Source organism: Rhodococcus sp. YH3-3, assembly GCF_001653035.1.
GTDB lineage: Bacteria > Actinomycetota > Actinomycetes > Mycobacteriales > Mycobacteriaceae > Rhodococcus_F > Rhodococcus_F qingshengii.
Genome location: NZ_BCWH01000001.1, coordinates 2,405,673 through 2,414,905, shown reverse-complemented (window position 1 = coordinate 2,414,905; position 9,233 = coordinate 2,405,673). Strand labels below are relative to the sequence as shown.

Genomic DNA, 9,233 nt, shown 5'->3' with positions numbered 1-9,233 from the left:
CCTGAGCTGCTACAGCTGTTCGGTCTCGGCGTAGTCCTCGGTACCTTCGGCATCGCCGAAGGAACCGGCATCAGTGTCACTCCACGTTCCGGTGGCGGCGTCGTAGCCGGCAACGGTGGTGGGATCGAAGGATGCGGGGCTGTCCTTGAGGGACAGGCCGAGCGAATGCAGCTTGACCTTGACCTCGTCGATGGACTTCTGTCCGAAGTTGCGGATGTCGAGCAGATCGGACTCGGTACGGCCGACAAGCTCACCGACGGTGTGAACACCTTCGCGCTTGAGGCAGTTGTAGGAGCGGACCGTGAGGTCCAGATCCTCGATGGGGAGTCCGAAGGAAGCGATGTGATCGGCCTCGGCAGGCGAGGGTCCGATCTCGATTCCTTCTGCTTCGACGTTCAGCTCACGGGCCAGGCCGAAGAGCTCAACCAGGGTCTTGCCCGCCGAAGCGAGCGCGTCCCGTGCGGTGATGGAGTTCTTCGTTTCCACGTCGAGAACGAGCCGATCGAAGTCGGTGCGCTGTTCGACGCGAGTGGCCTCCACCTTGTAGGTGACCTTGAGCACCGGCGAGTAGATCGAGTCGACCGGGATACGGCCGATCTCTGCGCCGGACGCCTTGTTCTGAACGGCGGGGACATAGCCACGACCGCGCTCGACTACGAGCTCGATCTCCAGCTTTCCCTTGTCGTTCAGGGTGGCGATGTGCAGATCAGGGTTGTTCACGGTGACGCCTGCCGGGGGCACGATGTCGCCCGCAGTAACAGCGCCGGGGCCCTGCTTGCGGACGTACATGGTGACCGGCTCGTCCTCTTCGGAGTTCACGACGAGGCCCTTGAGGTTCAGGATGATGTCGGTGACATCTTCCTTCACGCCCGGGACGGTGGTGAACTCGTGGAGAACGCCGTCGATACGGATGCTGGTGACAGCAGCGCCGGGGATCGACGAGAGCAGCGTGCGGCGCAGCGAATTGCCGAGCGTGTACCCGAAACCTGGCTCCAGGGGCTCGATGACGAACTTCGAGCGGTTATCAGCGATGACCTCTTCGGTCAGCGTGGGTCGCTGAGAAATGAGCATTGGTATTTCCTCCTGTACGGACGTCCACTATTTGACGCCCACGATGGGAAAGGGCCTGCGGCCCTGTGAGTGGTTGAGGAGTCCGGAGACTCCTCAACCACTCACGGGGTGCGAAGCGCCTTACTTCGAGTAGTACTCGACGATGAGCTGTTCCTGCAGAGCAATGTCGATCTGCGCGCGCTCGGGAAGCTGGTGAACCAGGATCCGCAGACGCGAGCCGACAACCTGCAGCCACCCGGGAACCGGGCGATCGCCGACGGTCTCACGCGCAACCTGGAACGGAAGCGTGGAGAGCGACTTCTCCTTGACATCGATGATGTCGTACTGCGAGACGCGGTAGCTCGGGATGTCGACCTTCTTGTTGTTCACGAGAAGGTGACCGTGCGTGACCAGCTGACGTGCCTGACGGCGCGTGCGAGCGAGGCCTGCGCGGTACACGACGTTGTCGAGACGCGACTCGAGGATGCGAAGCAGGTTCTCGCCGGTCTTGCCGGGGCGGTTGTTCGCCTCCTTGTAGTACAGGCGGAACTGCTTCTCCATGACGCCGTAGGTGAAGCGAGCCTTCTGCTTCTCCTGCAGCTGGAGCAGGTACTCGCTCTCCTTGATACGCGCGCGGCCGTGCTGTCCGGGCGGGTACGGGCGACGCTCGAATGCCTGGTCGCCTCCAACGAGGTCGACGCGCAGACGACGCGACTTGCGGGTGATGGGTCCGGTATAACGTGCCATTTTCTTCTACCTATCCTTCCCGCTATACCCGACGCCGCTTGGGCGGACGGCAGCCGTTGTGCGGCTGGGGGGTTACATCGGAAATGGTGCCGACCTCGAGGCCAGCGGCCTGGAGGGAACGGATTGCGGTCTCGCGACCGGATCCCGGTCCCTTGACGAAGACGTCAACCTTCTTGACACCGTGCTCCTGCGCCTTACGGGCAGCGCTCTCAGCAGCAAGCTGAGCGGCGAAGGGAGTCGACTTACGCGAACCCTTGAAGCCGACGTGTCCCGAAGACGCCCAGGAAATGACATTTCCGGCGGGGTCCGTGATGGACACGATGGTGTTGTTGAAGGTGCTCTTGATATGAGCGGCGCCGTGCGGGATGTTCTTCTTATCCCTGCGACGCGTCTTCTGGGTCTTCTTCGGACCGGTGCTACGTGACTTCGGGGGCATTACTTCGCCTTCTTCTTGCCGGCAATGGTGCGCTTCGGACCCTTACGGGTACGGGCGTTGGTCTTGGTGCGCTGACCACGCACGGGCAGACCACGACGGTGGCGCAGGCCCTGGTAGCAGCCGATCTCGATCTTGCGACGGATGTCGGCCTGAACCTCGCGGCGAAGGTCACCCTCGACCTTGAGCGACTCCTCGATGTACTCGCGGAGCTTTGCCAGGTCCTCGTCCGAGAGGTCCTTGCTCCGGAGATCCGGGCTGACGCCGGTGGCGTCAAGGATTTCCTTGGAGCGGGTACGGCCGATGCCGTAGATGTATGTCAGTGCGATCTCCATGCGCTTTTCGCGAGGAAGATCAACACCAGAGAGACGTGCCATGGTGGCATTTCCTTATCGGTGTGCGGAGGTCTGCTCCCAGCCCTTCCCCTGTGCCTCTTGCCGAGTACCGACGCCCGAAGGCGCAGATGATCTCATCAACTAACTCAGTGGGGCCCCGGCCTCCGTGCCGGGGGTGAACCATTGTCCGACCTTGGCGATCGGTGAACGATCGCGTGGGGTCTCGTCAACAATGGCTGGTACTGGGAGGTCTTCTTTGCTTGTTGCCAAGCAGATCTTCGAAAAGCTAGATCTAGCCCTGACGCTGCTTGTGACGCAGGTTCTCGCAGATCACCATGACTCGACCGTTACGGCGAATCACTTTGCACTTCTCGCAGATCTTCTTGACGCTCGGCTGAACCTTCACGTCTTCTGATCTCCTGTTTTGTCGCAGCCCGCCGCGATGAACCGCGGCAGACATACTTCTCCCTGACCCAGGTCAGGTCCGGGAAGTTCGTTACTTGTAGCGGTAAACGATGCGTCCGCGCGACAAATCGTAGGGCGAGAGCTCTACGACAACGCGATCTTCCGGGAGGATGCGAATGTAGTGCTGACGCATCTTTCCGCTGATGTGGGCGAGGACCTTGTGGCCATTCTCGAGCTCAATGCGGAACATCGCATTGGGCAGCGGCTCGACTACTCGTCCTTCGACCTCGATGGCCCCGTCTTTCTTAGCCATATCCTCCGCGATCCGTTTGGTTTGGCATGCTTCGTGCATCGGCTTCCGTTACATTGGCACGCAATGGAAAGATCGTCGGCAGTTCGAAAGCCCGATCCCGGAGCGATCCAGGCGTAGGCACACGAACTATCGACGCGCATAGCGCACCGCCTAGCCATGTTACGCGATGTAAACGACCAGGCCAAATGCGCCTCCGGTCAGGGTGACGACGCACACCGCTCCCCCACCGAAAAAGTCCCAGCCTCGAAATGAGGCTGGGACTTCTCGAACATGAATCATGCTCGCTGCCAACACTTGTCAGCGACTGTGTCGACTACTCCGGCCGGAGTGTCAGAATCCGCGGACCGTCTTCGGTCACTGCGACAGTGTGTTCCCAGTGCGCCGCACGGGACCCGTCGGTCGTCACAACGGTCCAGTCGTCGTCGAGAATCACCGTGTCGGTGGTGCCGAGCGTGAGCATCGGCTCAATCGCCAGGCACGATCCGACAACCAGTTCAGGACCCTTACCCGGGGCACCTTCATTGGCGAGGAACGGATCCATGTGCATTTCCCGGCCGATTCCGTGTCCGCCGTATCCGTCGACGATGCCGTAGGAACGACCGTGCAACTTCTCGGCGGCATGAGTACCGACCTCGATCGCGTGCGAAACATCCGTCAGACGGTTGCCGGCGATCATTGCCGCGATCCCGGCTTCCATAGAAAGCCGAGTGGCTTCGCTGAGCTCCTGATCGGCGACGCTGATCTCACCGACACCGAACGTCCAAGCGGAGTCACCGTGCCATCCGTCGAGGATCGCGCCACAGTCGATGGAAACCAGGTCGCCTTCAGCCAGGATGTCCTGAGCTGAAGGGATTCCGTGAACGACGCGATCGTTGACCGAAGAGCAGATCGAGCCGGTGAAGCCGTGGTACCCGAGGAACGAGGGCACGGCGCCGGCGTCACGAATGACGGATTCAGCGACCGCGTTCAATTCCAAAGTGCTGACACCGGGCTTCGCCGCAGCGCGAACCGCCACCAGAGCCGAACCCACGATCGCGCCGGCAGCAGCCATCGCGTCGAGTTCGCCCGCGGAGCGGAACGGAACAACCTTGCGTTTGCGCCCGAAGACCATTACTTACCCAACGCTGCCAGTGCGCGAGCGTTGACCTCTTCGACCTCGCCGATCGCGTCGACGGAGACGATGCTGTCCTTGTAGTAATCGAACAGCGGTGACGTCTCGTCGCGGTAGACCCGGAGTCGGTTGCGAATGACGTCCTCGGTGTCGTCTGCACGACCACGGGCGAGCATACGCTCGACCACGATGTCCTCGTCGACGACGAAGGAGAGGACACCGTCGAGCTTGGTGTCGAGATCCTTCAAGATTCCCTCGAGTGCCTGAGCCTGTTCGACCGAGCGCGGAAATCCGTCGAGAAGGAAACCGTTTGCTGCGTCCGGTTCTGCGACGCGAGCCTTCACCATGTCGTTGGTGATCGAGCTCGGTACGAGTTCGCCGGCGTCGATGTACTTCTTTGCTTCCACACCGAGAGCGGTGGCCTGACCGATGTTCGCGCGGAAGAGATCACCCGTGGAGATATGGGGAACGCCGAACTTCTCGGACAAGATAGCGGCCTGGGTGCCCTTGCCGGCACCGGGAGGACCAAGGAGGACAAGTCTCACTTGAGGAACCCTTCATAGTTACGCTGCATTAGCTGACTCTCGATCTGCTTCACGGTGTCCAGGCCGACGCTGACCATGATCAGCACCGCGGTGCCACCGAACGGCAGGTTCTGCGCGCCGCCGCCGTTCCCGATGTCGAGGAACAGGTTGGGCAGAACAGCAATGGTGCCGAGGTAAATCGCACCCGGAAGGGTGATGCGACTCAGCACGTAGTTGAGGTAGTCCGCGGTCGGCTGACCGGGTCGGATACCGGGGATGAAGCCGCCGAACTTCTTCATCTCGTCGGCGCGCTCTTCGGGATTGAAGGTGATGGCGACGTAGAAGTACGTGAAGAAGACGATCAGGCCGAAGTAGATCGCGATGTACACCGGGTTGGCCGGATTCACCAGGTAGGTGTTGATGAGGCGCTGCCACCAACTGGGGTCGACCGCTGTACTGGCCGAAGTCAGCTGTGCAATCAAGTTCGGGAGGTACAGCAGTGAAGACGCGAAGATCACCGGGATGACGCCGGCCTGGTTCACCTTCAGAGGCAGGTACGTCGAGGATCCGCCGTACATCTTGCGTCCGACCATCCGCTTCGCGTACTGCACCGGGATACGACGCTGACCCTGCTCGACGAAGACGACACCGGCGATGATCAGCAGCGCTGCGAGGCAGACGAAGGCGAAGACCAGCGGACCACGGCTGTCGAGGATTGCCTTGCCCTCGCTCGGGATACGCGATGCGATACCGGCGAAGATGAGGAGGGACATGCCGTTGCCGACGCCACGTTCGGTGATGACCTCGCCGAACCACATGACCATGGCAGCACCGGCAGTCATGACCAGCACGATGATGACAAGACCGAAGATCGACTTGTCGGCGATGATGTCGTCACAGCCCTGGAGCAACTGTCCGCGTGCCGCAAGAGCGACGATGCCGGTCGACTGCAGGATTGCCAGAGCAATGGACAGGTAACGCGTGTACTGCGTCATCTTGGCCTGGCCGGACTGGCCTTCTTTCCGAAGTTCCTCGAACTTCGGAATCACCACGGTCAGGAGCTGCACGATGATGCTCGCCGTGATGTACGGCATGATGCCGATCGCAAAGATCGACATCTGCAGCAGAGCGCCGCCGGAGAACAGGTTGATCAGCGAGTAGATACCTGCTGAGTCACCGGAGTTGGCGATATCGATGCACTGACGCACACGGCCGTAGTCGACACCTGGGGACGGGATGAGAGCGCCGACCCGATACAGAGCCACCAAGCCGAGGGTGAAGAGGATCTTCCGCCTCAGGTCTGGGGTCCTGAGGGCCGAGACGAAGGCGGAAAGCAAAGATCCTCCTGGCACGACGGTAGGGAGACAGATCGTTTTGACCTGTCGAACTTTTGAACTCTAACAGTGAGCATTTGGGAACTAGGCAGGCAGACCACGAAAACCGGGTAAGCCGAAGATACATTTGCCACTCGGTGACCAGAATACTGGCCCGTCCGAGCATGCACGACCAATCTGTGACACGACCTCGTACCTGTGACACGACCTCGTAGACGCCGATGGCCGCACCGCAGCAAACGCTGCGCTGCGGCCATCGGACTAGCTACGCGTGATCACTCACAGCTCGGTGGCGGAACCACCGGCAGCAGCAATCTTTTCCTTGGCGGAACCGGTGAACTTGTCGACGGTCACCTGAACGGCAACTGTCAGTTCGCCGTCGCCCAGAACCTTGACGAGCTGGTTCTTGCGGACTGCGCCCTTGGCGACGAGATCCTCGACCGTGATTGCTCCACCTTCGGGGAACAGACGGGCGATGTCGCCGACATTGACGACCTGGTACTCGACGCGGAACGGGTTCGTGAAGCCCTTGAGCTTGGGCAGACGCATGTGAAGCGGCATCTGTCCACCCTCGAAGCCCACGCGCACGGTGTTACGTGCCTTGGTGCCCTTGGTACCGCGACCTGCGGTCTTACCACGCTTGCCGCCCTCACCGCGTCCAACACGAATCTTGTTGGACTTGGATCCCGGAGCGGGGCGCAGGTGGTGCAGTTTGATGGTCATGGTTAGACCTCCTCAACTGTTACGAGGTGGCGCACCACGTTGATCAGACCGCGGTTCTGTGCGTTGTCCTCACGAACAACGGTCTGACGGATGCCCTTGAGACCCAGCGTGCGCAGAGAATCCTTCTGGTTCTGCTTGGTCCCGATGATGCTCTTGATCTGAGTGACCTTGAGATCTGCCATTACTTCACACTCCCAGCAGCCTGTGCGCGAGCGCGAAGCATGCCGGCGGGTGCAACCTCTTCGAGGGTGAGGCCGCGGCGAGCCGCAACTTCCTCGGGACGCTGCAGACCCTTGAGCGCAGCAACGGTCGCATGCACGACGTTGATGGCGTTGTCGCTACCGAGCGACTTCGACAGGATGTCCGCGATACCAGCGCACTCCAGCACGGCGCGCACAGCGCCACCGGCGATAACACCGGTACCGGGGCTTGCCGGGCGAAGCATGACGATGCCGGCAGCAGCCTCACCCTGAACGGGGTGAGTGATGGTGTTGGCGATCATCGGGACGCGGAAGAAGCTCTTGCGAGCCTCCTCGACACCCTTCTGGATGGCCGCGGGAACTTCCTTGGCCTTTCCGTAGCCGACGCCGACCAGTCCGTTGCCGTCTCCGACGATCACCAGAGCGGTGAAGCTGAAGCGACGACCACCCTTGACGACCTTGGAAACGCGGTTGATCGTGACAACGCGCTCGATGAACTGTGACTTCTCCGCAGCGTTTCCGCCACGGCCACCGTCGCGACGGTCACGGCCGCCACCACGGTTGTCCCCACGAGCGTTGCTGTTGTCACCGCTGTTGGGGCCATTCTGTCCGGCGGGTCCGCTTCCGCCGTCACGCCTTTGACGTCCCGGCATCAGGCTGTCCTTCCGTTGAAAATGTTGGTCATCAGAACTTCAACCCGCCTTCGCGAGCCGCGTCTGCCAGGGCCGCGATGCGACCGTGGTAGCCGTGTCCGCCGTGGTCGAAGACAACTGCTTCCACGCCGGCAGCCTTGGCGCGCTCGGCGATCAGCTGACCGACCTTCGCGCTCGCAGCCTTCTTGTCGCCTTCTGCCACGCGCACGTCTGCTTCGATGGTCGACGCGGAGGCCAGGGTGTGGCCGGCCAGGTCGTCCACGAGCTGGACGTGGATGTGGCGCGAGGACCGGTTGACGACCAAGCGGGGACGCTCGGGCGTGCCGGAGACCTTCTTGCGGAGACGGAAGTGACGACGCGTCTTCGAGAGACGACGCTTGGTGGACGCATCCTTGCCCAGCGGAATCCGCTTGGCTTTCTGGTTTGCAGTCTGGCTCATATCACTTACCCGTCTTTCCGACCTTGCGGCGGATCTGCTCACCCTCGTAACGCACGCCCTTACCCTTGTACGGGTCCGGACGACGGAGACGACGGATGTTGGCCGAGATCTGCCCGACCTTCTGCTTGTCGATGCCGGACACCGAGAACCGGGTGGGCGACTCGACGACGAAGGTGATGCCTTCAGGAGCCTCGATCGGCACCGGGTGGCTGAAGCCGAGCGCGAACTCGAGGTCCTTGCCCTTCAGTGCCACACGGTAACCAACACCGTGGATCTCCATCTTCTTCGTGTAACCCTCGGTGACACCGGTGATGATGTTCGCAACCAGGGTCCGCGACAGACCGTGCAGCGCGCGGCTACGACGCTCGTCGTCGGGGCGCGTGACGCTCAGCGAGCCGTCCTCTGCCTTTTCGATTGCGATGGGCTCGGAGATGGTCAGCGCGAGGGTGCCCTTGGGACCCTTGACGGTGACATCCTGGCCGCTGATCGTGACGTCAACGCCCGCGGGGACGGTGACCGGAATCTTTCCAATACGCGACATTGTGGTGGCCTCCCTTACCAGACGTAGGCGAGGACTTCCCCGCCTACTCCTTGATTGGCCGCCTGGCGATCGGTGAGCAGACCGGACGACGTGGAGATGATGGCCACGCCGAGGCCTCCGAGGACCTTGGGCAGGTTGGTGGACTTCGCGTAAACCCGGAGACCGGGCTTGGAAACGCGACGCACGCCGGCGAGGCTACGCTCGCGGCTGGGACCGTACTTCAGATCGACGATGAGGGTCTTGCCGACCTCTGCGTCTTCGGTACGGAAATCGGAGATGTAGCCCTCGCGCTTGAGGATCTCGGCGATGTTCGCCTTGATCTTCGAGTGGGGAAGCTTCACCTCATCGTGGTACGCCGTGTTGGCGTTGCGCAGACGCGTCAAGAAGTCTGCGATGGGGTCAGTCATGGTCATAGGTCGACCTCG

Annotated in this window: 15 protein-coding genes; all 15 read right to left on the bottom strand. The window is 61.6% G+C overall.

Annotated elements, in window-relative coordinates; all coding sequences use genetic code 11:
- Window positions 1-9 precede the first annotated feature (9 nt).
- The 15 genes from YH3_RS11220 to rpsH all read right to left on the bottom strand — a co-directional run bounded on the left by YH3_RS11220 (window position 10) and on the right by rpsH (window position 9,221).
- Entirely contained in the window at window positions 10-1,071 is a 1,062-nt protein-coding gene (locus YH3_RS11220) for a DNA-directed RNA polymerase subunit alpha (protein WP_003941016.1), read from the bottom strand.
- A 120-nt stretch (window positions 1,072-1,191) separates the two neighbouring features.
- Window positions 1,192-1,797 (bottom strand): 30S ribosomal protein S4, encoded by a 606-nt coding sequence (gene rpsD, locus YH3_RS11215; RefSeq protein WP_003940769.1) that lies wholly within the window; start codon window positions 1,795-1,797, stop codon window positions 1,192-1,194.
- A gap of 22 nt (window positions 1,798-1,819) precedes the next feature.
- Entirely contained in the window at window positions 1,820-2,233 is a 414-nt protein-coding gene (rpsK, locus tag YH3_RS11210; protein ID WP_003940683.1) for a 30S ribosomal protein S11, read from the bottom strand.
- On the bottom strand, window positions 2,233-2,607 hold the full coding sequence (gene rpsM, locus YH3_RS11205; protein WP_003940834.1) for a 30S ribosomal protein S13: 375 nt from the start codon (window positions 2,605-2,607) through the stop codon (window positions 2,233-2,235). The genes rpsK and rpsM overlap by 1 nt, the downstream gene beginning before the upstream one ends.
- A 250-nt stretch (window positions 2,608-2,857) precedes the next feature.
- On the bottom strand, window positions 2,858-2,971 hold the full coding sequence (rpmJ, locus tag YH3_RS34960) for a 50S ribosomal protein L36 (RefSeq protein WP_003938068.1): 114 nt from the start codon (window positions 2,969-2,971) through the stop codon (window positions 2,858-2,860).
- 90 nt (window positions 2,972-3,061) lie between these two features.
- Entirely contained in the window at window positions 3,062-3,283 is a 222-nt protein-coding gene (gene infA, locus YH3_RS11195; RefSeq protein WP_003418601.1) for a translation initiation factor IF-1, read from the bottom strand.
- A gap of 313 nt (window positions 3,284-3,596) precedes the next feature.
- On the bottom strand, window positions 3,597-4,394 hold the full coding sequence (map, locus tag YH3_RS11190; RefSeq protein ID WP_003940806.1) for a type I methionyl aminopeptidase: 798 nt from the start codon (window positions 4,392-4,394) through the stop codon (window positions 3,597-3,599).
- Window positions 4,394-4,939, bottom strand: coding sequence for an adenylate kinase (locus tag YH3_RS11185; protein ID WP_003940868.1), 546 nt, complete (start codon window positions 4,937-4,939; stop codon window positions 4,394-4,396). Before YH3_RS11185 ends, map begins: the two co-directional genes overlap by 1 nt.
- Window positions 4,936-6,255, bottom strand: coding sequence for a preprotein translocase subunit SecY (gene secY / locus YH3_RS11180; protein ID WP_003940773.1), 1,320 nt, complete (start codon window positions 6,253-6,255; stop codon window positions 4,936-4,938). The genes YH3_RS11185 and secY overlap by 4 nt, the downstream gene beginning before the upstream one ends.
- Before the next feature lie 276 nt (window positions 6,256-6,531).
- Window positions 6,532-6,975 carry a 50S ribosomal protein L15 gene (rplO, locus tag YH3_RS11175; RefSeq protein WP_003940829.1) on the bottom strand — a complete coding sequence of 148 codons (444 nt, stop codon included), beginning with the start codon at window positions 6,973-6,975 and terminating at the stop codon, window positions 6,532-6,534.
- A gap of 2 nt (window positions 6,976-6,977) precedes the next feature.
- Window positions 6,978-7,157 (bottom strand): 50S ribosomal protein L30, encoded by a 180-nt coding sequence (rpmD, locus tag YH3_RS11170; protein WP_003940751.1) that lies wholly within the window; start codon window positions 7,155-7,157, stop codon window positions 6,978-6,980.
- Window positions 7,157-7,828: a 30S ribosomal protein S5 gene (gene rpsE / locus YH3_RS11165; RefSeq protein WP_003940718.1), complete on the bottom strand. Its 672-nt coding sequence runs from the start codon at window positions 7,826-7,828 to the stop codon at window positions 7,157-7,159. The genes rpmD and rpsE overlap by 1 nt, the downstream gene beginning before the upstream one ends.
- 31 nt (window positions 7,829-7,859) lie before the next feature.
- A complete protein-coding gene (gene rplR / locus YH3_RS11160) occupies window positions 7,860-8,267 on the bottom strand; it encodes a 50S ribosomal protein L18 (protein ID WP_003940996.1) in 408 nt (135 codons plus the stop codon).
- Between the two features lies 1 nt (window position 8,268).
- Window positions 8,269-8,808: a 50S ribosomal protein L6 gene (gene rplF / locus YH3_RS11155; protein ID WP_003940970.1), complete on the bottom strand. Its 540-nt coding sequence runs from the start codon at window positions 8,806-8,808 to the stop codon at window positions 8,269-8,271.
- A gap of 14 nt (window positions 8,809-8,822) precedes the next feature.
- On the bottom strand, window positions 8,823-9,221 hold the full coding sequence (rpsH, locus tag YH3_RS11150) for a 30S ribosomal protein S8 (protein ID WP_003940873.1): 399 nt from the start codon (window positions 9,219-9,221) through the stop codon (window positions 8,823-8,825).
- Window positions 9,222-9,233: the final 12 nt, after the last annotated feature.